At 40.2% G+C, this 24,976-nt stretch carries 26 protein-coding genes and 2 tRNA genes; 14 read left to right on the top strand and 14 right to left on the bottom strand.

The genetic code is table 11. The features are described 5' to 3' along the window. Positions 1–54 precede the first annotated feature (54 nt). Complete coding sequence (locus tag IO68_RS29255) at positions 55–951, bottom strand: LysR family transcriptional regulator (RefSeq protein WP_023013870.1); 897 nt, start codon at positions 949–951, stop codon at positions 55–57. A gap of 105 nt (positions 952–1,056) precedes the next feature. Here IO68_RS29255 and IO68_RS29260 point away from each other — a divergent pair, with 105 nt between their 5' ends. Continuing rightward, the gene (locus IO68_RS29260) at positions 1,057–1,812 is read left to right on the top strand and encodes an SDR family oxidoreductase (RefSeq protein ID WP_023013871.1); all 756 of its coding nucleotides are present in this window, start codon (positions 1,057–1,059) and stop codon (positions 1,810–1,812) included. Positions 1,813–1,862: 50 nt separating this feature from the next. Here the strand turns inward: IO68_RS29260 and IO68_RS29265 are convergent, their stop codons facing one another. From IO68_RS29265 to IO68_RS29275, 3 genes are all read right to left on the bottom strand, one after another. Further along, entirely contained in the window at positions 1,863–2,180 is a 318-nt protein-coding gene (locus tag IO68_RS29265; RefSeq protein WP_007480296.1) for an AzlD domain-containing protein, read from the bottom strand. Next, positions 2,177–2,887 (bottom strand): AzlC family ABC transporter permease, encoded by a 711-nt coding sequence (locus tag IO68_RS29270; protein ID WP_023013872.1) that lies wholly within the window; start codon positions 2,885–2,887, stop codon positions 2,177–2,179. Before IO68_RS29270 ends, IO68_RS29265 begins: the two co-directional genes overlap by 4 nt. A 77-nt stretch (positions 2,888–2,964) precedes the next feature. Next, positions 2,965–3,795: an AraC family transcriptional regulator gene (locus tag IO68_RS29275; RefSeq protein WP_004877915.1), complete on the bottom strand. Its 831-nt coding sequence runs from the start codon at positions 3,793–3,795 to the stop codon at positions 2,965–2,967. A 323-nt stretch (positions 3,796–4,118) separates the two neighbouring features. On the opposite strand from IO68_RS29275, the gene IO68_RS29280 reads away from it, so the two are divergent. Together IO68_RS29280 and IO68_RS34215 are read left to right on the top strand one after the other, a co-directional pair. After that, a complete protein-coding gene (locus IO68_RS29280; protein ID WP_023013873.1) occupies positions 4,119–5,042 on the top strand; it encodes a DUF2167 domain-containing protein in 924 nt (307 codons plus the stop codon). Between the two features lie 312 nt (positions 5,043–5,354). Continuing rightward, complete coding sequence (locus IO68_RS34215; protein ID WP_023013874.1) at positions 5,355–5,783, top strand: hypothetical protein; 429 nt, start codon at positions 5,355–5,357, stop codon at positions 5,781–5,783. Positions 5,784–5,824: 41 nt separating this feature from the next. Here the strand turns inward: IO68_RS34215 and IO68_RS29285 are convergent, their stop codons facing one another. After that, complete coding sequence (locus tag IO68_RS29285; protein WP_007480305.1) at positions 5,825–8,170, bottom strand: Tex family protein; 2,346 nt, start codon at positions 8,168–8,170, stop codon at positions 5,825–5,827. A gap of 318 nt (positions 8,171–8,488) precedes the next feature. Here IO68_RS29285 and ompR point away from each other — a divergent pair, with 318 nt between their 5' ends. The 3 genes from ompR to IO68_RS29300 all read left to right on the top strand — a co-directional run bounded on the left by ompR (position 8,489) and on the right by IO68_RS29300 (position 12,399). Further along, positions 8,489–9,253: a two-component system response regulator OmpR gene (gene ompR, locus IO68_RS29290; RefSeq protein WP_004678831.1), complete on the top strand. Its 765-nt coding sequence runs from the start codon at positions 8,489–8,491 to the stop codon at positions 9,251–9,253. A 17-nt stretch (positions 9,254–9,270) separates the two neighbouring features. Then, entirely contained in the window at positions 9,271–10,734 is a 1,464-nt protein-coding gene (locus tag IO68_RS29295; RefSeq protein WP_004877919.1) for an ATP-binding protein, read from the top strand. A 150-nt stretch (positions 10,735–10,884) separates the two neighbouring features. Beyond that, on the top strand, positions 10,885–12,399 hold the full coding sequence (locus IO68_RS29300) for an acetyl-CoA hydrolase/transferase family protein (RefSeq protein ID WP_023013875.1): 1,515 nt from the start codon (positions 10,885–10,887) through the stop codon (positions 12,397–12,399). Positions 12,400–12,458: 59 nt separating this feature from the next. Here the strand turns inward: IO68_RS29300 and IO68_RS29305 are convergent, their stop codons facing one another. From IO68_RS29305 to IO68_RS29320, 4 genes are all read right to left on the bottom strand, one after another. Beyond that, positions 12,459–13,718 carry an OmpP1/FadL family transporter gene (locus IO68_RS29305; protein ID WP_023013876.1) on the bottom strand — a complete coding sequence of 420 codons (1,260 nt, stop codon included), beginning with the start codon at positions 13,716–13,718 and terminating at the stop codon, positions 12,459–12,461. A 210-nt stretch (positions 13,719–13,928) separates the two neighbouring features. After that, positions 13,929–14,004 (bottom strand) — tRNA-Phe (locus tag IO68_RS29310). A 139-nt stretch (positions 14,005–14,143) separates the two neighbouring features. After that, positions 14,144–14,219, bottom strand: a tRNA-Phe gene (locus IO68_RS29315). A 106-nt stretch (positions 14,220–14,325) separates the two neighbouring features. After that, a complete protein-coding gene (locus IO68_RS29320; RefSeq protein ID WP_004877925.1) occupies positions 14,326–14,703 on the bottom strand; it encodes a GNAT family N-acetyltransferase in 378 nt (125 codons plus the stop codon). 104 nt (positions 14,704–14,807) lie between these two features. On the opposite strand from IO68_RS29320, the gene hisB reads away from it, so the two are divergent. From hisB to IO68_RS29350, 6 genes are all read left to right on the top strand, one after another. Further along, positions 14,808–15,401, top strand: a complete 594-nt coding sequence (gene hisB / locus IO68_RS29325; RefSeq protein ID WP_004877928.1) for an imidazoleglycerol-phosphate dehydratase HisB — start codon at positions 14,808–14,810, stop codon at positions 15,399–15,401. Beyond that, entirely contained in the window at positions 15,401–16,018 is a 618-nt protein-coding gene (gene hisH / locus IO68_RS29330; protein ID WP_023013877.1) for an imidazole glycerol phosphate synthase subunit HisH, read from the top strand. Before hisB ends, hisH begins: the two co-directional genes overlap by 1 nt. Before the next feature lie 183 nt (positions 16,019–16,201). Then, on the top strand, positions 16,202–16,735 hold the full coding sequence (locus tag IO68_RS29335; RefSeq protein WP_023013878.1) for a DUF805 domain-containing protein: 534 nt from the start codon (positions 16,202–16,204) through the stop codon (positions 16,733–16,735). A 100-nt stretch (positions 16,736–16,835) separates the two neighbouring features. After that, positions 16,836–17,492 carry an exonuclease gene (locus tag IO68_RS29340; RefSeq protein WP_023013879.1) on the top strand — a complete coding sequence of 219 codons (657 nt, stop codon included), beginning with the start codon at positions 16,836–16,838 and terminating at the stop codon, positions 17,490–17,492. A 65-nt stretch (positions 17,493–17,557) separates the two neighbouring features. Continuing rightward, entirely contained in the window at positions 17,558–18,289 is a 732-nt protein-coding gene (gene hisA, locus IO68_RS29345; protein WP_007480330.1) for a 1-(5-phosphoribosyl)-5-[(5-phosphoribosylamino)methylideneamino]imidazole-4-carboxamide isomerase, read from the top strand. Between the two features lie 235 nt (positions 18,290–18,524). Then, a complete protein-coding gene (locus IO68_RS29350) occupies positions 18,525–19,994 on the top strand; it encodes a SulP family inorganic anion transporter (protein ID WP_023013880.1) in 1,470 nt (489 codons plus the stop codon). A 59-nt stretch (positions 19,995–20,053) separates the two neighbouring features. Here IO68_RS29350 and IO68_RS29355 read toward each other — a convergent pair whose 3' ends face one another. Then, positions 20,054–20,605 carry a helix-turn-helix domain-containing protein gene (locus tag IO68_RS29355; RefSeq protein WP_023013881.1) on the bottom strand — a complete coding sequence of 184 codons (552 nt, stop codon included), beginning with the start codon at positions 20,603–20,605 and terminating at the stop codon, positions 20,054–20,056. A gap of 103 nt (positions 20,606–20,708) precedes the next feature. Between IO68_RS29355 and IO68_RS29360 the strand changes: the two genes are divergently transcribed. Continuing rightward, complete coding sequence (locus IO68_RS29360) at positions 20,709–21,590, top strand: DMT family transporter (protein WP_031234886.1); 882 nt, start codon at positions 20,709–20,711, stop codon at positions 21,588–21,590. A gap of 25 nt (positions 21,591–21,615) precedes the next feature. On the opposite strand, the gene IO68_RS29365 is transcribed toward IO68_RS29360, so the two are convergent. Genes IO68_RS29365 through IO68_RS29380 form a run of 4 tightly spaced genes read right to left on the bottom strand, consistent with a single transcriptional unit; the run spans position 21,616 to position 23,951 of the window. Next, positions 21,616–21,933: an antibiotic biosynthesis monooxygenase family protein gene (locus IO68_RS29365; protein ID WP_023013883.1), complete on the bottom strand. Its 318-nt coding sequence runs from the start codon at positions 21,931–21,933 to the stop codon at positions 21,616–21,618. A 17-nt stretch (positions 21,934–21,950) separates the two neighbouring features. Beyond that, on the bottom strand, positions 21,951–22,343 hold the full coding sequence (locus IO68_RS29370; protein ID WP_023013884.1) for a DUF4870 family protein: 393 nt from the start codon (positions 22,341–22,343) through the stop codon (positions 21,951–21,953). A gap of 30 nt (positions 22,344–22,373) precedes the next feature. Continuing rightward, positions 22,374–22,991, bottom strand: a complete 618-nt coding sequence (locus IO68_RS29375) for a DUF1294 domain-containing protein (RefSeq protein WP_023013885.1) — start codon at positions 22,989–22,991, stop codon at positions 22,374–22,376. 9 nt (positions 22,992–23,000) lie between these two features. Continuing rightward, on the bottom strand, positions 23,001–23,951 hold the full coding sequence (locus IO68_RS29380; protein WP_023013886.1) for a homoserine kinase: 951 nt from the start codon (positions 23,949–23,951) through the stop codon (positions 23,001–23,003). A gap of 112 nt (positions 23,952–24,063) precedes the next feature. Here IO68_RS29380 and hisF point away from each other — a divergent pair, with 112 nt between their 5' ends. After that, positions 24,064–24,822 (top strand): imidazole glycerol phosphate synthase subunit HisF, encoded by a 759-nt coding sequence (gene hisF / locus IO68_RS29385; protein ID WP_007480344.1) that lies wholly within the window; start codon positions 24,064–24,066, stop codon positions 24,820–24,822. Positions 24,823–24,976 lie beyond the last annotated feature (154 nt).

A 24,976-nucleotide genomic window follows, 5' to 3' on the forward strand; every position in this document is an offset into this window, starting at 1 on the left:
ATTTTAGTTTTTTACTGTAAATCGCTTTAGTTGTCAAAATATTAAAGGATCATTCTAGCAATGGACAGCAAGCTCACTTTTCAGCAGATCATTAAGCCAATCAATGAAGTCCTGAAAATATTCTGGACGATATTGACGGTCTGTAAGCAAAATATTGACAGGTAATTCAGAGCTAGGAACGTATTCAAATAAGCGCTGTAATCGACCTTGTTGTACATAATTTTTCGCATCAAACGCTGGAATCTGGATAATACCCAATCCTGCTAAACCCGCCTGAATATAGGCTTCTGTATTTTCAATCAATAAACGATATGGCATTTTGACGCGATGATTTTTAAATACTAATTCGCTCAGCTCTCGATAATGCTTGGCAACATGATAATCAACGGCAAAATGCTGTTGCAGCTCATCAAAATCTTTAGGAATGCCAAACTCAGTCAAATATTGCGGCGCAGCCAATGTCCAAATTTCAGTTTGACAAATCGGCTTGATCAGTAAATATTCATCCTGTACCTGCCCGACTCGAACGACACAATCAAGTTGTTGTTCAATCAAATTTGAAAAATCATCACTGCCATTAATCAAAACTTTCACTTTTGGATAACGTTGATAAAACGATTTTAAATTTGGAATCAAAACTTGGGTGGCTAAACGTTTCGGCATCCCAATGCTGATTTTACCTTCCTGACTGCGTACCTGCGTTTTAAAACGATTGAGCTCTTTTAATTGCGCAACCAAACGCATTGCTTCGTCATAAAACAAGCTGCCCTCATGCGTGAGAGCCACCTTACGAGTCGTGCGATAAAACAACAGCACTTCATATTCCTTTTCTAGCGCTTGGATCGCATAGGTCACATTGGAACGTGGTAAGCCTAATTGCACTGCCGCTTGCGCAAACGATTGCTTCTCTGCCACCAAACAGAAGATTTTTAAACGGTCTATTTTATCCATTTTATTATTCAACTTTTCTGCACAATCAGTTCAATACTAACAACTATTTCAGACAAATAAATTCCATTAGCATCATTTCATACACAACATGATGAGGAAGAATAAATGTCACAACATCATCTCAAAGGCAAAACCGTACTAATCACTGGCGGCGCAAAAAATTTAGGTGGTTTAATTTCACGTAAATTTGCTGAGCAAGGTGCAAACTTATTAATTCATTACAATAGCACTGCAACCCAAGCAGATGCCGAGGAAACATTAAAAGCAGTCCAAGCATTCGGGATCAAAGCGATTTTGGTTCAAGCTGATTTATCCAATATTCAAAATATCGAACAACTTTTTATACGAGCTAAAGCAGAGTTTGGTGGTGTGGATATCGCGATTAATACCGTTGGACGTGTGCTCAAAAAACCATATTTAGATACCACTGAACAAGAGTTTGATGGAATGAATGACATCAACAATAAAATTGCCTATTTCTTTATCCAATCAGCAGGCCGACATCTCAATCCAAATGGAAAAATTTGTACCATCGCCACCAGTCTATTGGCGGCCTACACAGGACTATACTCAACCTATGAGGGTTTAAAAGCGCCAGTCGAACACTACACTCGTGCCGCATCTAAAGAGTTTGGTGAACGTGGTATTTCAGTCACTGCTGTTGCCCCAGGCCCAATGGATACACCGTTCTTCTATGGGCAAGAAGCACCTGAAGCGGTGGCTTATCATAAATCGGCATCTGCATTAGGCGGATTGACTAAAATTGAAGATATTGAACCATTGGTTCGCTTCTTAGTAACAGATGGATGGTGGATCACAGGACAAACTATTTTTGCCAATGGTGGTTATACCACACGCTAAGAGGTGCAAATTTAAAGCTTGGGTTCATGCCACTCATGACCCAAGTTTCTTTAATTCAACCAAAAAACCAAAGCGTAAAAACATGCCAAACTGAGAATAATCGTCGCTAAGGTATGTCGTACCGTATAAGCAATTCCAATTGTTAAGACTGTGGCAAGAAAATATGGGTTTAGTAATGTCGAACGAAATACGCCTTGCTCATCCATAAAGACAATCGGGGTGGCAATTGCGGTGAGTAAACAAGGTGCTGAATATTGCAATGATTGTTGAAACCACTTCGGTAAACGTAAAGGAATATTCGGTTCAAGCAGAATATAGCGATTCATAAAAACGACGAGCGCTAGAATAATCAGAAGAAACCAATTCATGCCGCACGCTCCCGAAGATTCTGCAAACAAGTCGCGGTCAGCATCCCAATGACACCCGCTAAAATTGCCGCACTTTTAATTCCTAGACTCAAAAACACAATCGTAAGTACTACAGACACCATCACGCCAACGAGCGTATTGAGATTCTTAATAAACGGAACTACGATTGCGATAAATGTCGCAACAATCGAAAAATCTAAATGATATTGATCTAAATTTGGTACGGATGCCGCAAGCAACACACCACAAATACTGAATAGTACCCAACATAGATAAAAACAAATGCCTGCACCCAATAAATAATAAATATAGTGTTGCTGTTTTTTGATACTGACCGCAAATAACTCATCTGTGAGTAAAAAGCCAAGCATAAGCCGATGCTTCAATGGCTGCTTAGAAATATCATCGCGTAAATACAACGCATATAAATAATGCTGTGTCGTAATCAGAAACACCGAAATAATAATCGTCAACGTAGGTGTACCCACCATCACTAAACCAAGCGTCATCAATTGCGCTGCGCCTGCAAAAACTAATGCCGACATGCCGATTGCTTGCAGCGTGGTTAACCCAGCTTGAATCGCCATTGAACCCGCCAATAATCCCCAAGGTAAAACGGCAAAACACAGGGGGAGAATTTTGATCACACCATTGAGAAATGCCTTGGATTGAGACATTGGGGTGTCATCTATGCTTTCAGTTAACATCAAAATCACAATTACTCGTCGAACAGATCATGACTATGCCAAATTTCGATGTATTCGAATTGTATAAAATTGCTGTTTTATTTGAGGTAGGCGATATAACCGCCCGGTGTAATACCGAAAGTTTGACGGAAATGACGACTAAAATGACTTTGATCAGAAAAGCCACACTGTTGCGAGACCTCTGATAAATTTAATCCTTGCCTCAATAGCTTTTGTGATTTCTGTAACCGCGCTTGGATTAACCATGCATGGGGTGAGAGTCCAACATGCTTTTTAAACTGGCGTAGAAAATGCCACTGACTCAAATTTGCCATTTCTGCCAACTCAATGAGGGAAAACTCTTGCTCAGGCATACTCGCCATTAATTCTTTAATCTTTAATATACGTTGCTTCGCATTACTCAGATCAACAGCCGTTGGACGTACTTGGCTATATTTAGAAACAAGCCATGCTATTGTTGATAAAAATAAAGTTTGTTTGAGCAAAGTATTGCTCGGCTGTTCAAGCAGATCGAATAGCAAACGAAACTGTTGTGCTAAACCTTCATCATGTAAGACCGCCTCTCTAAACCACGGTGCTGTCCCATGAATCGTGGTGAGATCTCGTGTTAACTCATGGAAAACTTCTGGTGTTGGATAAATCGCTCGATAACGCCAACCCGTTTCTACTGCAGAAGATCCTGTATGGACTTCATCGGCATTGACCAAAATGATATCGCCTTGTGGTGCAACATGATTGCCACCCGTTCGATAAAAGCGTTGTGCGCCCTCTTCAATGACACCAATACAAAAACCTTCATGAACATGACGAGAAAACTCCTGTTGAAAGTAACTGGCTTTCAACATTTCTAAACCACCGAGTTCTTCAAGGTGTAAATAATCCACTTGTTCTCGAGGTCTACGCGACATCACGACCTCCTAAGGCATGTATACATCATTGCAGGTTAACGCGATTGCATGAAACTTATAGAATAAAATTGCTGTTTTTCAAAATCCAGTACATTCAACTCATCCCCAAGCTCATCATACTGCTATATTTTTCCCAATAAATTTATTAAACCATCAATATATATTTGAACAATTATATTTATTACATTCCAATATAAATAAATGCTTTTATTTTAAATGATTAAAAAATTATTTTAATTTTAGATAAAAATATTTTAGAATCCGCTGATAATTTATTCAATAAATTGTAATAAAACGAATAGCTAAAATATTGTGAGAATTTCATGTTAAATCAGTTACAACCGAAAAAATTAACCTCTTTGAGTTATGCAATTGCATTAAGTTTTTCTATGTTGGGTGCAGCTTCAGCGCCAAGTTATTCATTTGCTTCAGCATCAACTGAAGAAACCACAGTGAATAACACGCAAACTCAACAAGCTGAAGAAAATCCGATGTCAAAACTAGATTGGCATTTAGGTCCTAAAAAAGAAAATGTTGCCAATGTCGCGACATTAAATACGCTCAAAGATGAAGGATTTTTAGATCCTGTTAACTCAGATAAATTTCTAGAATTAACAGGCAATCTTACCAGTGGCAGCACCAATATTCTTGTTGCTCCAGATAATTCATGGTGGGCAACATTTGATTTTGATCCCGCTGGATATGTAAAAGATGATGAAAAAATAGATGCAGATGCATTATTAGAACAGCTTAAAGCCTCAGATGAGCCATCGAATAAAGAACGTGAGCGTTTAGGTTTTCCAAAACTTTATACAGTGGGTTGGGCAGTGCCGCCACATTATGACAATCAAACTAAACGTTTAGAATGGGCATTGAAAATTCGTGATGATAATAATTCAGAAGCAATCAATTACACCATTCGTATCTTAGGTCGTACAGGTGTAACCAGTGCCACACTCGTTTCTGATGAAGAAGGACTAACTCAAAATATTGATGCCTTTAAATCAAGTTTAAAAGGATTCGAATATAACTTTGGTGAGAAATATTCTGAATATCGTGAAGGTGATAAAGTTGCAGAATATGGCTTAGCCGCTTTAATTGCGGGTGGTGCAGCCGTTGTAGCAACTAAGAAAGGCTTCTGGGCAGCAATTGCAGCCTTTTTTGCAGCAGCATGGAAGTTTGTTGCTGTGGGTGTGGTTGCTTTGGGTGGATGGATTAGCTCTTTGTTCAAACGTAATAAATCATAAATGCATTTACCCTTAGAAATACTGATCATTATCGGGTTATATGGATTTTATCTTTATGACTCTGCTCGTTTATATTTTTTTAATGAATTCAATGTGACTAAGGGTATTCGCTCAAGCTTTAAATTCCAACACATTACGAAATCATTTAGTTTTTTGAGTAAGTATTTATTTATTCCTAATATGTTCTTTTCGTATCAATTGATATTTAGATGTGCTTGGAAAATAAAACAATCCATACCATCAGATCAGTCCACAGATGTCGACTCTATTCTATTGATTAGCAAAACATTGAGACCACTACAATGGACTAATATGTTGATATCATTATTAACACTGGTCTTACTCCCTCTGTTGTTACTACTCAAATTAAGTTATTTACCTTTAGCAATCACAATTATTACGATCTATATTCTTAATATCTCATCTTTACTTTTTGTTATTTTAAAACGGAAATCATTACAACTGTCTTGGACTAAAATTTTCCAGTTTTCCCTCGATATATTGTTATGCCCGCCTTTCGCGTTAAACCTATTACGCAAAATTGGCTTAAATTATCACATTCAAATGGAAGGGATTGCACTTGCAGAAAAGCTGCTAAACCCTACAGATTACCAAGTGTTTTTAGAACAGATTATTTTAGATATTAATCATTTAAAAACATCAACCAATGATAAAAATTTAACGTACTTATTATCCAAAGAAAAGCTTTTACGTTCATCACTCAACGCCAATAAAGAATAAAAAAACCTTCCCGAAGGAAGGTTTTTAGGGACTCAATTCAATTACTTAGAGCCTTTGATTCCTGCTTGCAATAACAAAGCACCTAAACCACCGATTTTTTGCTCTTGCGGTTTTTCAGTTTTTGGCTTGTTATTTTGTGGACGCTTAAAGTCGCCCTCTTTACGTGGTGGGCGTTGACCTTGTGGTTTACGCTCAGTACGGTCTTGCTGTGGACGTTGTTGACGCGGTGCTTTTGCTGGAGCAGCACCTTCAGCACGCATACTGAGGTTCACACGGTTACGTTCCACATCGACCTGCATCACACGTACTTGTACGATTTGACCCGGTTTTACCACTTTATGCGGATCTGAGACAAACTCGTTTGCAAGTTCAGAGATATGCACAAGACCATCTTGATGTACACCCACGTCAACGAATGCACCAAAGTTCGTGACATTAGTTACGACACCTTCAAGCTGCATACCTTCAGTCAATTGCGCAACTTCAGTAATGTCTTCACGGAACTTCGCAGTACGGAACTCAGGACGTGGATCACGACCTGGTTTTTCCAATTCTGCTAAAACGTCTTGAATCGTCGGTAAACCAAATTTGTCATCAACAAACTCATCTGCTTTAACCTGACGAATAATCTCGGTATTGCCAATAATGTCTTTAACCGTAGTTGCTTTCGCTGCAACGATTTTTTCTACCAGACCATAACTTTCAGGGTGAACAGCTGATGCATCCAATGGTTCAGAACCATCTTGAACACGTAAGAAACCTGCCGACTGTTCAAAAGTACGCTCACCTAAACGTGGCACTTTCTTCAACGATTGACGGTTATCAAAACGACCATTTTCTTTACGATATTCAACGATCTGCTGTGCAATTGATTTATTTAAACCAGCAATATAAGCCAAAATCGCAGGTGAAGCTGTATTCACATCTACACCAACAGCATTCACACAGTCTTCAACTACTGCATCCAAAGTTTTTGCTAGACCCGTCTGGTTTACATCGTGTTGATACTGACCAACACCAATTGATTTTGGATCAATTTTAACGAGTTCAGCCAATGGATCTTGTAAACGACGTGCAATCGAAACTGCACCACGAATCGATACATCAAGATCAGGAAGCTCCTGCGCAGCAAGCTCACTCGCCGAATAAACCGATGCGCCTGCTTCGCTGACAGTTACACGCGTCAATTGCAGATCCGTATTCGCAGCCATCATTTCAGCAACAACGGCTTCTGTTTCACGACTCGCAGTACCATTACCAATCGCAATAAGTTCCACGTGGAACTCTCGACATAAACGTGCGAGTTCAGCAATCGAACCTTCTTTATCTTCTTTCGGTGCAAATGGATAAATCGTGCTATGTGCCAACACATCACCCGCATCATTTACAACAGCGAGTTTCACGCCAGTACGAATACCAGGGTCAACACCTAGAGTTGTACGACCACCCGCAGGTGCAGAAAGTAATAAATGACGTAAATTTTCCGCAAAAACATCCATAGCTTCTGCTTCAGCAGCCAAGCGCTTATCCGTCAGCAATGAATGCTCAATCTGAGGACGAATCTTACCTAACCAAAATAATTTTGCAGTTTGTTTTAAATAATCTTGGCGGCTTTGTGGTTGAATTTGTTCAAGATTATATTCAACTTCAATACGAGCCAATGGAGCTTCATCTTCGCCATCTACTTTTAAACCAAGTACATTTTCTTGACGACCACGTAACATTGCCAATAAGCGATGAGAAGGAACTTTATTCAGATTTTCTGAGAATTCGAAATAATCACGGAACTTCTTGCCGACTTCTTTCTTTTCATCAGAAGCAACTGCACTTTTTAGAACAGCAGTTTTTGCAAAAGTTTGTTTTAATTCAGTCGTTAAGGCAATATTTTGTGCCCAATCATCGATCAAAATATGTTGGATTGCATCCAATTGACTCTCAACATCTGGATAATCTTCGTGGCTAAAACCAGCCAAAGCTTCTGTTGGATCAACTTGTTCTGCAATTATCTTTTCAGCGATTGGACCTAAGCCCGCTTCTTTTGCTTTAAATGATTTACTCGTACGTTTCGGACGATACGGTGCGTAAATTTCTTCTAATGCATTTTTAGTTTCTGCTGCATTTACACGCGCCAGTAAGTCATCGCTTAATTTATCTTGTTCTGTTAAAGATTGGATCACTTTCTCACGACGCTCGTATAAATCACGTAAATAGGCTAAACGTGTATCGAGTTGACGTAATTGAGTATCGTCTAAGCCTTGCGTGACCTCTTTACGGTAACGTGCGATAAAAGGAACACTAGCGCCTTCATCAATTAAACGAATAGCAGCTTCTACTTGGTTTGGACGTACGGCAAGTTCATTTGCCAACTGCTGAACTAAGTCAGTCATCGTGATTGATTCCACAAGGGTTAAGTCTAAAAGCACTGATTATAAAGTCCACGGCTATAAAATCCACCATTGTTTTTTTGAATATTTGGCGAGTATTTTTTGCAAATTGATGAATGTTTCTAAAATATCGACATTTTTTACTCTAAATATTGAAAAATAGATTGTTTGTCATAATTTTACCTGTATATATTTGGTATCTATCTCTTGATTTTATTGGCAATATTTGTTGCTTTATAACATAGCCAAACCTGTGCAATGAATCGTATACTCCCAAGCATTGCATAATGACGATGACAATAAACGATAAAGGAGCACATCATGAGTTTAGTTGTACCTGCTGAATCGACGGAAACCGTACACCATGAGACAGATCGTGTCGAACGCATTTTAGTGGTCGATGACGATGTGCGTTTGCGTACGCTTTTACAACGTTTCCTAGAAGATAAAGGTTTCGTCGTAAAAACTGCTCATGATGCAACACAGATGGATCGTTTATTACAACGTGAGTTGTTCTCGCTGATCGTCCTCGACTTTATGCTCCCTGTAGAAGATGGTTTAAGTATCTGTCGTCGTTTGCGTCAATCAAATATTGATACCCCAATTATTATGCTAACTGCACGTGGTAGTGACTCTGACCGTATTGCGGGTCTTGAGGCAGGTGCAGATGACTATTTGCCAAAACCATTTAATCCAAATGAATTGTTAGCGCGTATTCGTGCCGTATTACGTCGCCAAGTACGTGAAGTACCGGGTGCACCAAGTCAACAAGTTGAAGTGGTCAGCTTTGGTCCTTGGGCGTTAGACCTTTCTACTCGTACTTTAACCCGTGAAGGTCAAGTGGTTACACTTACGACGGGCGAATTTGCTGTATTAAAAGCGCTTGTGCAGCATCCACGTGAGCCATTAACTCGCGACAAACTGATGAACTTGGCACGTGGCCGTGAATGGGGTGCAATGGAGCGTTCAATTGACGTTCAAGTTTCTCGTTTACGTCGTCTGATTGAAGATAACCCTGCCCGTGCGCGTTACATCCAAACTGTTTGGGGTGTAGGTTACGTTTTTGTTCCAGATGGCGCGGAATAAAATCAGGAATCTAAACCTTGAAACTTGAACCAATTGATCCACAAGCATTTACAGATTTTGTTTCGTATTCTGAAAGACCACGAACAAAGTGGGAACGTTTTTTAGATAAAATCAAACCACGCTCCGCCGCAATGCGTACCACGATTTTGGTACTCTTTATGGTGTTTTTCAGCCTCTTTATGTCTTTGTGGTTCTTTTGGCGAACACTTTATTTACCTGAATTACAGCAACACGCTCGCTACCTCGCGATTGAATTAGAACTAGTCAACAATCCTGATATTCGTATTTTGCATCGTGACACAGAAGTCGATGTTGATACGTGGCTTAAAAATAGGATTGGGATTGAGTACATTACTGATCCCAAAGAATTTCCAAAAGTCGAAGATAAATTTTTAGCAGAGTTATTTACCAACCAAATCGAAAAAAAATTGGCGAAAGAACTTGGTGTTGATAATGCTGACAATGTGACAGTTTATTTCAAATTTAAACCAATCCCTCGTATCTGGATTCAAACACCAGAAATGAATGGCAATTGGGTTCGAGAACCCTTAAAAACTTACACTAACTATAGTGTTGAGTTGATCGCAACATGGCTATTTGGTGTACCCATTTTATCTTCAATTATTATTTTAATTTTGGTTCGTCAAATGAATCGGCCACTGCGTCGATTACAGAATGCAGCCAACAATTATAGTAAAACAGGTAAAGCCCCTTACCTCGATACCAATCATGGTCCTTTAGAAATCCGTCAAGTGAACCAAGCGTTTAACCATATGGTGTATACATTGGAACAGACAGAGCGTGATCGCCAAATTATGTTGGCAGGGATTTCTCATGATTTACGTACACCATTAACTCGAATTCGATTAACTGCGGAAATGCTCCCAGATGAGTTTCTACGTGAAGGCTTGGTATACGATGTCGATGATATGGATGCGATTCTGAACCAATTCATTTCATACATGCGGGATGGTTCGGATGAGGAATTAACCGATACCAATATCAATACTTTATTACAAGAATTAGTAATCCAGTTTAAGCCGCTCGACATTCGCTTTGAGATGCAAGAATTACCGATTATTCCTGCACGTAGCTTGTCTCTAAAACGCTTAATTGCCAATTTAATTAACAATGCCAAGCGTTATGGTGCTGAACCAATTGAACTGTCAGCCAGTTACGTTGATGAACATATTTTAATTACTGTGGCAGATCACGGTGAAGGTATTCCACCTGATCAAGTTGAAGAGCTGATGCAACCCTTTGTTCGAGGTAATTCTGCACGAACAGTCCAAGGAAGCGGTTTAGGCTTAGCGATCGTAAAACGCATCGTGGATATTCATCAAGGACAAATCAATATTCGTAATCGTGAGCAAGGCGGTTTAGAAGTGGTCATCTCTCTTCCAATCTCAACTCAAGAGCCTGAAGAAAACCCGAGCAATACGATTGGCAAGATTAAACAAACACTTACAGGGCATTTTTAAACTGATTTTTGCTCATTAAAAATGCCACTTATTTGTAGTCAAAAATCATCTTCTATTTCACATATTAGACCTTAGCAGTAGTCCAATTCACTTTTGCACTTTTAGCGCTAAAATCCATATCTAATGAAAAAGCAATATTGAGAATGGATGATGTCTTTAAGTCGTATTCGCCTTGCATCTCTTCACGACAAAGTGATGAGTGCTGAGCAGGCAGCTCGCTTTATTGAAAATGATATGACGGTTGGGATGAGTGGCTTTACTCGTGCAGGGGAAGCAAAAGCAGTCCCTCAAGCACTGGTTGAACAAGCTAAAAAAAATCCGTTAAAAATCACGTTAATTACGGGCGCTAGCCTTGGAAACGACTTAGACAAACAACTGACTGAAGCAGGTGTTCTTGCGCGTCGTATGCCATTCCAAGTTGACAACACTTTACGTCGTGCAATTAACAATGGCGAAGTGATGTTCATTGACCAACATTTGTCTGAAACTGTTGAGCAAATGCGTAACCAGCAGCTCAAGCGTCCTGATGTAGCCGTGATTGAGGCTGTTGCAATCACAGAAGAAGGTCATATTGTTCCAACAACATCTGTAGGGAACTCTGCGAGCTTCGCGATCTTCGCTGAAAAAGTGATTGTAGAAATCAATACGTCTTTAAGTGAAAACTTCGAAGGTTTGCATGATATTTACATCCCAACTTACCGTCCAACACGTACACCTGTACCGTTGACGAAAGTTGATGATCGTATTGGTTCGACTGCAATTCAAATTGATCCTGCGAAAATCGTTGGTATCGTGCTTAACGACACAGCGGACTCGCCATCGACTGTGACTGCACCTGATGCTGAGACTCAAGGTATCGCAAATCATCTAATTGCCTTCTTTGAAAAAGAAGTTGCTGCGGGTCGTTTGGCGAAAAACTTAGGTCCTTTACAAGCAGGTATTGGTTCGATTGCCAATGCCGTATTAACAGGTTTAAAAGATTCTAATTTTGAAGATCTAGTGATGTATTCTGAAGTACTTCAAGACTGTACTTTTGAATTAATCGATGCAGGTAAAATGAAATTTGCTTCAGGCAGTTCTATTACGTTATCAGCACAATGTGGCGAACGTGTTTTCGGAAATCTCGAAAAATACAAAGACAAATTGGTGCTACGCCCTCAAGAAATTTCCAATCACCCTGAACTTGTTCGTCGTTTAGGAATCATCGGTATCAACACTGCCCTTGAGTTTGATATCTACGGCAACGTGAACTCAACGCATGTGTGTGGCACGAAGATGATGAATGGTATCGGTGGTTCAGGTGACTTTGCTCGTAATGCGCATTTAGCCATCTTCGTGACTAAATCAATTGCCAAAGGTGGTGACATTTCATCAATCGTTCCAATGGTCAGCCACGTTGACCACAACGAACATGATGTAGATATTTTAGTAACTGAAGTTGGTCTTGCTGATTTACGCGGTTTAGCGCCTCGTGAGCGTGCTCGTGTCATTATTGATAATTGTGTACATCCGCTGTATCAAGGTGCGTTAAATGACTACTTTGAGCGTGCTTGTGAACGTGGTGGACATACACCTCACATTTTACGTGAAGCATTGTCATGGCATGCAAACTTTGAAGAAACAGGTCAAATGCTTGTTGCTGACTCACTTGCAAAGACTGCATAAATACACAGAATTTTCTGATGTGAAAAAAGCTGAATCTTTATGATTCAGCTTTTTTATTGTTAAAACTTCACACCATACGAAAGACCCAGAATATGCTGATCCATCTCAATATTGGCTTCTCCACCACCAAATACTGTTGGAATCGATTGATTCCCTTTAACGGTTTCTTTTAAACCGTAGGTATAAGCAACACTCAGCTCTTGTGCTCGATCAATATTCCATGTTGCTCCAACACTAACGTGATCTTTAATAACACCAGGCGCCAAAATATTTAAAAAAGTCTGACTTTCAGAAATAGGCTGATCATTATGGCTATATCCTGCACGTAGAGTAAGTTGTGGATTCAATTGATAACTTGCACCCACTTTATAAACATTAATATCTTTCCAACCGAAACCCTGCCCCTTTTCAGAACCAAAAGCATTGCCCGCCATTAATGAATCAAAACTAAAGACGTTGCCGACAGAATCCACATCCGAATAGTTGATACGCTGTATATCAGCTAGCAGTGTTAGTGCAGGGCTGGCTTTTACACTAACCCCTACACCATAACTTTCAGGAACATCAAAACTGCCTGCTTGAGCAAATAAGCCACGATACTGATCAAACTTGTCTGCTTTAATTTTTGATGAGTAATTTGCACCGACAGTCACTACGTCATTTAACTTAGCGCTCCAACCCACGCGAACACCGATTCCTGTCGATGAATCTTTGCCTTGATTACTTAAATGCTCACCATCTGTAGAAAATGGTGCAAAACCGGAAATGCCTTTCGCTTCAAAACGCTGGTAGAGAAAATTCGTTGCAACACCAATAGACTGATTTTCGCTGTACCGCCAAGCTACAGATGGAGAAACAAAGATCTGTGTTAAATCCACACCTGCTTCACCTGTATTACCAAAAGCAGCATAAGGATTATTCCGATATGAAGTATTCATCCCACCATTCCCATAAACTGCCAGACCTAGAGCAACACTGTCATTTACCTTCTTATTAATCGCAATTTCAGGTAAAACAAAGTATTCACGACCATTCGCACTATATTGTCCATTCGCACCCGCTAGATTTCCTACAATCTCGCTAGAGCGCTTCGGGTTAAATAAGGTTGCACCAACATCCACGCGACTGTCTAACCATGCTAGACCTGATGGGTTACTCGCAATCGTTAAAGCATCGTTAAATGCCGCTATAGAGGTTCCTGCGTTACCCTGCGCCTTTACTCCATAGCCATGCATGAAATAGCCTGTAGTTGCGAAACTATGCTGAGATAGCGTAGATAAAATAAGAACTGGTAAAACAACCCCGAGAGACTTTTGCATAGTTTATCTGCATTAAAAATAATATATATCAAAGTATATTGTTTTTCTTTTATTCATATAACTAAGTAAAATTGAAGTACATATTCTTTTTATTCATAAGCTATTAATTAATAGGCACTTAACGAGAGCAATAGCGTAACAATAATAATGAATAGGTCTATTTTGAAGTATAAAAAAAGCCCCAAACTTAAGTTTGAGGCTTTTTGAATATGGTGGCGTGACCCAGGATCGAACTGGGGACACACGGATTTTCAATCCGTTGCTCTACCGACTGAGCTATCGCGCCAATGGCGTGTATTAAGCCGTATCTCAGCTCAATAGTCAACAATTATCCTGAGCTTTTGATTTAATTGCCCATTTTTCACGCAAAATATTTTGGGTAAAAAAAATCCCTGATGGGATCAGGGATTGAAAATACAAATCTATGGTGGCGTGACCCAGGATCGAACTGGGGACACACGGATTTTCAATCCGTTGCTCTACCGACTGAGCTATCGCGCCAAAGTGGGCGTATTAAACAATGTTTGTCAAAATCCGTCAAGCAAATTTGTGGATTTTTCTATTAAGTGTTTAATTTTGCTCCAGAGTCTAGGTGAAAATCATATTTTCAGATTCGACCAATATGCGATAAACAGCGATGGATTGCGCCACAACCCGGTTCGAATTGTTTTACCCCTTGCTCCTCTTCCATACGGCAAACCTCTTCAACTAAGCGTTCCGCCACACCTCGACCACGATTGGCAGGGTGCACAACTATATATTCCAAAACACGGCTTTCACCTTGTCCTGTGACCCAGATTGCACCTATAATTTTGGTGTTAAATTCAGCGGTATAAACTGTGGTATATTGCTGTAGATCTTGTTCAAGTTGCTCCATCGCATCTTGCCCATCACCAAACTCTGGGCTGGTGTCATAAAGTCGCTCTAGCTGGGTACGAATCCCTAGATTTTCTAGTGAACTGTAAGCATGTACGGTAATAGGCATTGATTAACCCTCCTGAGCAAACTATGATGCTGTCACTTTTTCGTCACAGCGAAACTATTGGTTTTTAATTCAATCATTTTTGACGTTTTTTGAGGAACGTGTCCATGACGCAACGTATCAGTGAAGTGGTAAGAAATACCAACGAAACAAAAATTCGAGTTCGTCTCAATCTCGATGGTACTGGTCAAGGCACACTCAACACTGGAGTTCCATTTTTAGACCATATGATTGATCAAATCAAGCGCCATGGTCTATTTGATATCGACATTCATTGCGATGGTGATCTCGAAATTGATGATCATCACACCGTAGAAGACTGTGGAATCACCTTGGGACAAGCCTTTGCGCAAGCTTTAGGTGATAAAAAAGGCTTACGTCGTTATGGTCATTTTTATGCACCTCTCGATGAAGCACTTTCTCGTGTTGTAGTCGATTTGTCTGGTCGCCCGGGCTTGTTTATGGATATTCCATTCACTCGTGCACGCATCGGAACCTTTGATGTCGATTTATTTTCAGAATTTTTCCAAGGTTTTGTCAATCATGCACTGATGACATTACATATTGATAACCTGAAAGGAAAAAATAGCCACCATCAGATCGAAAGTGTCTTCAAAGCTTTAGCACGTGCATTACGTATGGCGTGTGAAGTTGATCCTCGTGCAGAGGGTATGATTGCTTCGACCAAAGGTAGCCTGTAATGACTCGTATTGCTTTACTTGATTATGGCATGGGCAACTTACACTCAGCAGCAAAAGCTTTAGAGCATGTGGGTGCAACAGTTGACGTGACCAACGACCCAAAACTTATTGAAAAAGCAGATAAAATTGTATTCCCTGGTGTTGGCGCCATGCGTGACTGTATGCAAGGGATGCATGAAGCAGGAATTGATGAAGTTGTTCGCAAAGCCGCTTTCAACAAACCCGTTTTAGCAATTTGTGTTGGTATGCAAGCGCTCCTACAAAGCTCTGAAGAAAATGGCGGCGTAGAAGCATTAGGTATTTTTGATGGTGTTGTTAAACATTTCCCAGCAATTCCAAACCTAAAAGTGCCACACATGGGATGGAACCAAGTGCATCAACTAGATCCAAGTCATCCAATGTGGAACAACATTCAACAAGATGCACGCTTCTATTTCGTTCATAGCTACTATGTAGAACCCAAAGATGCGACAGTCACTGCAGCAACTTGTGATTATGGCTTAAACTTTTGTACCGCGATTCATAAAGATAATCTGTTCGCGACACAATTCCATCCTGAGAAAAGCCACACAGCAGGTTTACAGTTATTGAAAAACTTTGTGGAATGGAAAATTTAATTCGTTTTCAGCTGTTTTAAATATTCAAAATTAGGTCAATTGATATTGGCCTAATTTTTTTCATGCGCATTTCTATTTATTTACAATTATTTTTTGCTTATTATGCAAACGCTTTGAATGAAAACCAAACAATTTATCTTTTAAAAAATTAATTTTAAAAATCAGTGACAACAGGAAAATAACATGTCATCTCATCTTCAAACAAATGATTCGGGTTTTAGTGCAAGTGGACGTTTTGGCCGACTATCTTATTTAGGCTGGAATATGTTACTCGTGGTCTTCGTATTCATTTTAGGTATTATCGCAGCGTTTCTTGTCCCTGCTTTTAGCAGTTCATCAACAGGCTCATCGTTATATGTATTCGGTGGACTCTTTGTCATTGTTTATATTGCAATGATCTATTTCAGTTTCATTTTCTCGATTCGTCGTCTACATGATCGAAATCAAACAGGTTGGCTGTCATTGTTAGCATTATTGCCACTCATAAATTTATTCTTTTTTATCTATTTAAGTTGTGCAAAAGGCGATGAAACTGAAAATAACTACGGCTCACCACGTATTACTCAAGGTTGGGAAAAGGTTTTAGGGTGGATATATATCGTCATTTTCCCACTCAGTATCTTAGCGATCGCAGCAACTGCTATTCCTGAGTATCAAAACTATATTCAAAAAAGCCAACAAATCCAAATGGAACAAATGAATAGATACGCTGAATAAATAGAATCTTTATCTCAAAGCCAAGTTTTCTAACTTGGCTTTTTCATTTCAAGAAAAACGTTTAAGCTCATCTAATAGATTTGAGTTGAATCCAATCGAAATGCAGCAAAAGCCAGCACTTTTAAGCAAAGAAGAAATAAGAACTTTTCCTGCATTTCAAAATTTAGATACTCACGATATCTTAGTCATTCAAACGCTTACACAATGTCTCAGCATTCAAGATGAACTCTATTCCATTCAAGTGTTTGGCTTCGATACTGAATCTAAACCCACATTCAAAGTCGGTGAAAAATCGACTGGACCACACCTCGTACAACTTGCAACCTCAGAGAAAGCATATCTGTTTCAAGTTAATCCTGACATTCTCAGCTTCTTAAAACCGATTTTGGAGAGTGAACAACAGCTCAAAGTTGGCTTTGGTTTAAAAAATGATAGTGCGAGTTTTCGCAGTAAAGGCATTGAACTCAAGTCCCATATTGATCTATCAAAAAGCTTCTCCAGTTTTGGTTATACTTCCCAAGTCGGGATACAAACAGCAATTGCAGTCCTGTTTCAACGCTATTTAACCAAAAGTAAAAAAGTCAGCACCTCCAATTGGTCAGTGAAACAACTCAGTCCTCAACAGATCAACTATGCTGCCGCAGATGCCTATGCTGCACTCATGGTTTTTAAATATTTGTATCAACATCAACTCCTCCCTTCTCAATTACAACAAAAAGTCGTGAGAATACTTGAAGGTTCAGCATCCAAGGCTTAGCGATTGATCAATATTTTGATAATATGTAGCCAATTTAAATTTATGATGATGCAAGGAGCGAAAGCATGCTAATCATCCCTGCGATTGACCTGAAAGATGGTAAATGTGTTCGTTTAAAGCAAGGCCGTATGGAAGACGATACTGTTTTCTCTGATGATCCTGTTGCAACTGCACAACATTGGGTTGATGAAGGCGCTCGTCGCTTACACTTAGTTGACTTAAATGGTGCTTTCGCTGGTACGCCGATTCATAAACCTGTCGTTGAAGCAATTGCACGTGCTCAGCCTGAGTTACCAATTCAAATTGGCGGTGGTATCCGTTCACTTGAAACGATTGAGCACTATTTAGATGCTGGCGTGTCATTCGTAATTATTGGCACAAAAGCAGTCAAAGAACCTGAGTTTGTTGAAGAAGCATGTAAACGTTTTGCGGGTCACATTATTGTCGGTATCGATGCAATCAATGGTATGGTTGCAACTGATGGCTGGGCAAATGTCACTGATGTAAAAGCAACTGATCTTGCTAAACGTTTTGCTGATGCTGGCGTATCTAGCATTGTTTACACTGATATTGCGCGTGATGGCATGATGCAAGGCGTAAATGTTGAGCAAACTGTAAATCTAGCTGCTTATTCAGGCCTTCCCGTAATTGCTTCAGGCGGTGTGACCAACCTTGATGATGTTCGTAACTTAAAAGGTCAAAAAGGCATTTTAGGTGCGATCACAGGTCGCGCAATCTACGAAGGTACACTTAACCTTCGTGAAGCTCAATTATTGTTAGACCAACAATCATTGTAATTCTCTGCATTCGCTCTAGTGATTGAAATGATGACTAGAGCTTTTTCTGCTTAAATGTTATCCTTATCCAAACTCTCATCTCAAAGTTCCATCCCATAATGACACTTACGCCACCTTAGTTTTTTACACATCCCATCTGTAAGTAACTCATCACTGTCTAGTGATGTGGTGTAGTCTTGTGTTTTTATATCACATCACTAGCCTTTAATTTTCAAAGAAAAAATAGGCTATTTCTATGTTATCCAATGTTCGAGAACAATGGTTTTCCAATATCCGTGCGGATATTTTGGCAGGGCTGGTTGTCGGTTTAGCACTCATTCCTGAGGCAATCGCATTCTCTATTATTGCAGGTGTTGACCCTAAAGTCGGCTTGTATGCTTCATTCTGTATCGCAGTCGTGATCTCATTTGTCGGTGGACGACCTGCTATGATTTCGGCGGCAACTGGTGCGATGGCACTGGTTATGGCCACACTAGTGAAAGAACACGGCTTGCAGTATTTACTGGCTGCAACGATTTTAACGGGCGTCATTCAGATTCTTGCAGGTTATCTCAAACTCGCCAAACTCATGCGCTTTGTCTCTAAATCTGTGGTGATTGGTTTCGTCAATGCGCTCGCGATTTTGATTTTTATGGCGCAGCTGCCCGAACTGGTCAATGTCACATGGCATGTTTATGCACTGGTTGGTTTAGGTTTAGCGATTATTTATCTATTTCCATTGATTCCTAAAATTGGCAGCTTTTTACCTTCACCATTGGTCTGCATCATTACTGTCACGCTCGTTGCTATTTATTTCGGAATTGATATTCGTACTGTCGGTGATATGGGCTCGTTACCAGATACTTTACCGATCTTTTTACTACCCGATATTCCGCTTAACCTAGAAACACTCCAAATCATTTTGCCTTATTCAATTGCTTTGGCTGCTGTGGGTTTACTTGAATCAATGATGACCGCAACGATCATTGATGAAATGACAGATACACCCAGTGATAAATTCCAAGAATGTAAAGGTCAAGGCATTGCCAATATCGCTTCTGGTTTCATGGGAGGGATGGCAGGCTGTGCCATGATTGGTCAATCGATCATCAATGTAAAATCAGGTGGTCGTGCACGTCTTTCAACCTTCTGTGCAGGTATATTCTTACTCATTTTGGTCGTGTTTATTAGTGACTGGTTAAAAGTCATTCCAATGGCGGCATTGGTTGCGGTGATGATCATGGTTTCGATCAGTACTTTTGAATGGAAGTCATTAACCACATTTAAAGCCAATCCTAAGAGCAGTAATATAGTGATGCTCGCGACCGTTGCCGTGGTAGTTGCCACCCATAACCTTGCCTTAGGTGTGCTGACAGGTGTGTTACTTTCAGCGTTATTCCTTGCTAATAAATTAGAAAATGATATTCATATCGAGCATTATTTTGAAGGTGATGTCCGCGTTTACGATCTTAAAGGGCAGATTTTCTTTAGTTCATCAGAAAAATTCATGCAGAGCTTCGATTTTCAAGAACCTGTTAATGATGTGATTATTGACCTGACACACTCTCACATCTGGGATGTTACCTCCGTTGCCATGCTAGATTCTGTGGTCAATAAATTTCAAAGAAATGGTGCCAATGTGACCGTTCGTGGTTTGAATGAAGCTAGCTCAATCATGATTGATAAATATGGTACGCATAGCAAACATCATTTTGAAACGATCTAATATCAATTAACGATCAATCTGAAAGAGCCAAATTCAAAAATTTGGCTCTTTTTTTAATACTAATAAATGACATTACGAACAAATTTCAGCGTACCGTTGCCTTGATTGCAATAACGATAATCTGTCGAGCTTTCAAATAAAATGGATGATCCAGCACTAATCACTTGTGTACATGATTCTAATTCCAGACTGAGCTCACCCTCGATCACATAGATTAATTCTTGCCAACCTTGTTGATCAGGTTCGGCCACATATGTTTCTCCTTCTGCCAAACTCCATGTCCACAATTCAACCTGTGCATGTGCAGGAACAGCAGCATGCAAAACTGCCTGACTTTCAAGCTGCTCCCCCTGCCACGCAATCGTGTTAACAACTGCCGAATCTGCAATCTCAGGCGCACTGACCAGACGTTTAAAGTCGACTCCTAAAGCATTCGCGATAGCATCTAGTTTCGCTAAACTAATATTGACCTGTCCCGTTTCAAGTGAGGCAATGGTTCGCCGGCTCAGCCCTGCCCGATCAGCTAACTCTTGTTGACTGAGCTGCGATTGGTCACGGAAGAAACGTATATTTTCGCCGACATATTGCAAGATGGCTTCTGATTGGCTCATTCAATTCAATCATAAAAAACAATGTGCAATATATTGCACAACATTAAAAACCAATGCAATATGTGCAGTATATTGCACACATCCTGTATTCGGAATTTTTACTTTGACGAATTTGTCACAATCGCCCAAAGCGGCTCAATTCGCCCTGATCTTTATCACGATGATTTGGGGTGGAACATTTTTAGCGGTTCAATATGCACTAAATTTTAGTACGCCGATGTTTTTTGTCGGCTGTCGATTTGCTGTCGCAGCACTGGTTATTTTTCTGATTTCAGTAAAATCCTTGAGCGGCTTAACGCTCAAAGAATCATTTGCTGGGACAGCGATTGGTGTGATGATTGCGATTGGCTATGGCACTCAAACCATTGGACTGCAAACTATTTTAAGTAGTGAGTCTGCTTTCCTAACGGCGCTTTATGTCCCGCTTGTTCCTATTTTGATGTGGGTTATTTTTCAGAAACGCCCTTCACTGATGACATGGATTGGAACAGGATTAGCATTTTCAGGTTTGGTGTTGCTGACAGGAAATGGATTTTCAAGTATTAGCCTAAATTATGGACAAGTTCTTACACTGATTTGTGCAGTTGTGATTGCCATGGAAATCATTTTGATTGGCTATTTTGCAGGTAAAGTAAATTTAAGGCGCGTGACTATCATCCAACTTACAGTTGCCTCATTACTCTGTTTTGCGAGTATGCCTCTCGTTGGTGAGCATACGATTCCAAGCTTTTCATGGCCACTATTTCTCGTGGCTGTCGGGCTAGGTCTCGCGAGTGCATTGATTCAATTCGTCATGAACTGGGCACAAAAAATGGTTGATCCAACACGTGCGGCGATTATCTATGCTGGAGAACCTGTCTGGGCTGGTGTATTTGGACGTATCGCAGGTGAACGTTTGCCACTTTTAGCATTATTTGGTGGCTTATTGGTGGTCGTAGGTGTGCTCGTAAGTGAATTGAAACTCAAAATATTAAAAGACAAATAAGACTAAAAAATTAAAATTATCCAACTCAATGAGAAGGTTCTTTCTTTTTAAGCAACATATTCGGTTGATAGTATTCAACCGTTGGCATCGGATCATAGAATGGATGCAATAATGCCTTCCATTCTTGATACGCTGCTGATTTTCTAAAACCTTCAGTATGATGTTCTATACTGTCCCAAAAAATCATCAAAATGTAGTGGTGATTGTCCTCGACATGTTTAATCAGTTGAACTGCATTCAGCCCATCCATTGGGTAAATAATCTGTTTAGCTTGCTGAAAGGCTAACTCAAACGCTTCACTTTGATTGGGCTTAATATTTAAATGTACATGCTCAATAATCACACCGTATGAAGTCAGATTTATTGATACATCGGTTTATTATCATTTAAAGCAATTAAACCACGGATTGCACGATAGACAATCCACACCCATGCACCAAACACGGCAGCAAAGGCAAAAGTCGTTGCCGTTAACGCAACACCCGCAAACGCCGTTCCATTATCACCTGTAAAGAACAAGAATAAGAACGGAACAAAGGCAATAACATTCCAAGCTAAATACCACCAGAAGGTGCGAATTTGCCAAGTAAAATGACTTTCAAATATCGAGCCTTGAACATCACTACGTTTTACATAGTTAATGATGAGCGCAATGATCGCCAATAAACCGCCAGTAAAAATGGCAATAATATAAAGTACATAAAGAACCAACGTTAAAGTACGGTTTGGATCTTGATCTACGGAATAGTTCATTTTTATTTATCTCCAAACTCCATCTCAATATTAATAAAACACATTGAGGGGAGAAATTAACCAACATATCAACAATATATGAAAGCCTATGGTACAGAAATAAATCTTACGGAACGGTTGTTTTTGTGTTTTATGTCTCAGTTTTTGCTGCGCAAGCCAACCAGCACACCATCCCCCGAGAGAGTCAACGATATGTAAAGTCTGCTCAGGGATACGGCGATTGCCTAATTGTGCTGCTTCTTTGTCCTGTGCATATAGCCAATAGCTCAAAACATTCATCAAACTGACAAACAATAAAGTATAAGGCGGTAGCAATTTGCTAAAGCTCGCAATCACCATAAATACAATATAAATCACGATACCGATTTGCATCGCAGACCAACGCTTCGCTGCTGTTGGTCGAGCTGGTTTTGTCTTATGTTCAAAGACTTGTGATGCTTTTAAATAAGTGACTTGCTGAGCGCGATAACGACCGCGCTCATCGAGAGTAATCGTGTATTCCAAAGCACAGCCGACAATTGGTCGAGGACCTGTGCGAGCAAAGTCTTTGATGTGCAAAAAAACGCGATCTTTGTGTACATCATTGGGTTGAATAAAGCCGTAACCTTTCTCATCAAACCATTCGACTAAACGACCTTGATCTCGCATAACTCTTCCTTAAGCACTGATTCTTTGTAAACGATCTTGTAACATCATACGCATTTCAAGCGGATCTTTTTGCGAGATATCCTCACCTGTGCGCCCATGTTCAGCATTTTTTTGTGCCACTTGCAAACGCATACTCCAAAATCGACAAGCTGCCATCGCCAAGAAAATATCAAGACATGCAAGCTCATCTTGAGTTAATGGACGGATTGCTTGATAGGCTGCTAAATAATGCGCTGCTTTTTCATGATCAAGATGGGCTTGAGGATAAGCTGTACAAAAGTCATTGATACTAATTGCAATATCAAAGAGCCATTCATCTTGATTCAGTTCATAAAAATCAAGAATTCCTTGTAATTGGTTACCCTCAAATAAGGTATTGTCTCTAAATAAATCAGAGTGAATAAAACCCACAGGACGGTCAGGATGCTGCTGGGTAATTTCTGCAAACTTTTGGAAAACCTGCGCCAATAATGCTTGATCTTCAGCATTCATTTTGGGTTGAAGCTGTGCCGCGACATCAGACCAATATTGATGATTACGATTAAAATCGCGCTCTAAAGGAAAACCGTGTAACGCTAAATGCATTTTCGCCTGTGCTTGGGCAATTGCATCAACCTGATCAATAGTAGCTTGCTCTGGATGTTCACCCATTATACGCGGCGCAATTTGTGCTGGCTTATTGGCAATGCTATGAATCGCCTGTCCATGATGTTTTAACGGCACTGCAACTGGAACGCCCGCCTCACCTAAACGATCAAGCACAGGAACAAGCTCACCTGCACCTTCGGCATCTAATTCCTCAAAAACAGTGAGTACATAGTGTTTCTGAGACTGATCCACCAAAAAATAATTGGTGTTTTGAATACCGCCTTGGATTGGAATGAGGTCAATCACTGCCAAACCATATGGCTCAGCGAATGCTTGAACTTCTTCTAAACTCAACGGGGTATAAACCGACATGGAAAACCTGCAAAAAATAGCTGTGAAGTTTGATAGAATACCCGTTCCCTCCATGAAGGTGTAGCACCAGAGTCGGTCTCCTTTCACTATTGGCGATTTTTTGGAAAATTTTATGCTCGCAAAACGTATTATCCCTTGCTTAGATGTTGATAATGGCCGAGTCGTCAAAGGCGTTCAATTCCTAGATATCCGTGACGCAGGTGATCCTGTAGAAGTTGCACGTCGTTATAACGAACAAGGCGCTGACGAAATTACCTTTTTAGATATTACAGCTACCCATCATGGACGAGACACGACTTATCGCACTGTAGAGCGTATGGCTGAAAGCGTTTTCGTTCCACTCACCGTGGGTGGTGGCGTGCGTAAAGTTGAAGATATTCGTTTACTGCTGAATGCTGGCGCGGATAAAGTGAGCATCAACTCAGCTGCTGTTTTCACACCTGAGTTCGTACAAGAAGCCTCGCAGCGCTTCGGTGCACAATGTATCGTTGTTGCGATCGACGCCAAAAAAACGGGCGAGAACAAATGGGAAATTTTCACCCACGGCGGACGTAAACCGACGGGAATCGATGCGATTGAGTGGGCTATCAAAATGGCAGACTATGGTGCAGGCGAACTTCTCATCACCAGTATGGATGCCGATGGTACCAAAGCAGGTTATGACATTGCGCTGATGCGCCAGATCAATGATCGCGTTAATATTCCAACCATCGCTTCAGGTGGTGTTGGTAACTTACAGCATTTAGCGGACGGCATTTTGAAAGGTGGCGCTGATGCGGTGCTTGCTGCTTCGATTTTCCACTTTGGTCAACACACCATTCCAGAAGCCAAACAATACTTGGCAGATCAAGGCATTGAAATGCGTCTCTAAATCTTAGAGATACTCAAAAAAAACCTCTCAATAATTTATTTCGAGAGGTTTTTTTTATTCTTTGACATTTCTTTCAGACAAAAAAATACCTTGCGGAACAAGGTATGGAAACTGCGTTTATACAACGCTAGAGGGTAAACAAAATACAGCAAAT

This window comes from Acinetobacter sp. COS3, assembly GCF_000475335.1.
In the GTDB taxonomy this organism is placed as follows: domain Bacteria; phylum Pseudomonadota; class Gammaproteobacteria; order Pseudomonadales; family Moraxellaceae; genus Acinetobacter; species Acinetobacter venetianus.

Excerpts from the sequence above, each read along its gene's own strand:
- hisB (WP_004877928.1), top strand. The coding sequence starts at position 14,808 with ATGACGCAACGTATCAGTGAAGTGGTAAGAAATACCAACGAAACAAAA.
- IO68_RS29320 (WP_004877925.1), bottom strand. The coding sequence starts at position 14,703 with ATGCCTATTACCGTACATGCTTACAGTTCACTAGAAAATCTAGGGATT.
- IO68_RS29380 (WP_023013886.1), bottom strand. The coding sequence starts at position 23,951 with ATGTCGGTTTATACCCCGTTGAGTTTAGAAGAAGTTCAAGCATTCGCT.
- IO68_RS29350 (WP_023013880.1), top strand. The coding sequence starts at position 18,525 with ATGTTATCCAATGTTCGAGAACAATGGTTTTCCAATATCCGTGCGGAT.
- IO68_RS34215 (WP_023013874.1), top strand. The coding sequence starts at position 5,355 with ATGTTGATATCATTATTAACACTGGTCTTACTCCCTCTGTTGTTACTA.
- IO68_RS29370 (WP_023013884.1), bottom strand. The coding sequence starts at position 22,343 with ATGAACTATTCCGTAGATCAAGATCCAAACCGTACTTTAACGTTGGTT.
- IO68_RS29275 (WP_004877915.1), bottom strand. The coding sequence starts at position 3,795 with ATGTCGCGTAGACCTCGAGAACAAGTGGATTATTTACACCTTGAAGAA.
- IO68_RS29285 (WP_007480305.1), bottom strand. The coding sequence starts at position 8,170 with ATGACTGACTTAGTTCAGCAGTTGGCAAATGAACTTGCCGTACGTCCA.
- IO68_RS29255 (WP_023013870.1), bottom strand. The coding sequence starts at position 951 with ATGGATAAAATAGACCGTTTAAAAATCTTCTGTTTGGTGGCAGAGAAG.
- IO68_RS29355 (WP_023013881.1), bottom strand. The coding sequence starts at position 20,605 with ATGAGCCAATCAGAAGCCATCTTGCAATATGTCGGCGAAAATATACGT.
- hisH (WP_023013877.1), top strand. The coding sequence starts at position 15,401 with ATGACTCGTATTGCTTTACTTGATTATGGCATGGGCAACTTACACTCA.
- IO68_RS29265 (WP_007480296.1), bottom strand. The coding sequence starts at position 2,180 with ATGAATTGGTTTCTTCTGATTATTCTAGCGCTCGTCGTTTTTATGAAT.
- IO68_RS29335 (WP_023013878.1), top strand. The coding sequence starts at position 16,202 with ATGTCATCTCATCTTCAAACAAATGATTCGGGTTTTAGTGCAAGTGGA.
- IO68_RS29375 (WP_023013885.1), bottom strand. The coding sequence starts at position 22,991 with ATGCGAGATCAAGGTCGTTTAGTCGAATGGTTTGATGAGAAAGGTTAC.
- IO68_RS29270 (WP_023013872.1), bottom strand. The coding sequence starts at position 2,887 with ATGTTAACTGAAAGCATAGATGACACCCCAATGTCTCAATCCAAGGCA.
- IO68_RS29305 (WP_023013876.1), bottom strand. The coding sequence starts at position 13,718 with ATGCAAAAGTCTCTCGGGGTTGTTTTACCAGTTCTTATTTTATCTACG.
- IO68_RS29260 (WP_023013871.1), top strand. The coding sequence starts at position 1,057 with ATGTCACAACATCATCTCAAAGGCAAAACCGTACTAATCACTGGCGGC.
- ompR (WP_004678831.1), top strand. The coding sequence starts at position 8,489 with ATGAGTTTAGTTGTACCTGCTGAATCGACGGAAACCGTACACCATGAG.
- hisA (WP_007480330.1), top strand. The coding sequence starts at position 17,558 with ATGCTAATCATCCCTGCGATTGACCTGAAAGATGGTAAATGTGTTCGT.
- IO68_RS29280 (WP_023013873.1), top strand. The coding sequence starts at position 4,119 with ATGTTAAATCAGTTACAACCGAAAAAATTAACCTCTTTGAGTTATGCA.
- hisF (WP_007480344.1), top strand. The coding sequence starts at position 24,064 with ATGCTCGCAAAACGTATTATCCCTTGCTTAGATGTTGATAATGGCCGA.
- IO68_RS29300 (WP_023013875.1), top strand. The coding sequence starts at position 10,885 with ATGTCTTTAAGTCGTATTCGCCTTGCATCTCTTCACGACAAAGTGATG.
- IO68_RS29340 (WP_023013879.1), top strand. The coding sequence starts at position 16,836 with ATGCAGCAAAAGCCAGCACTTTTAAGCAAAGAAGAAATAAGAACTTTT.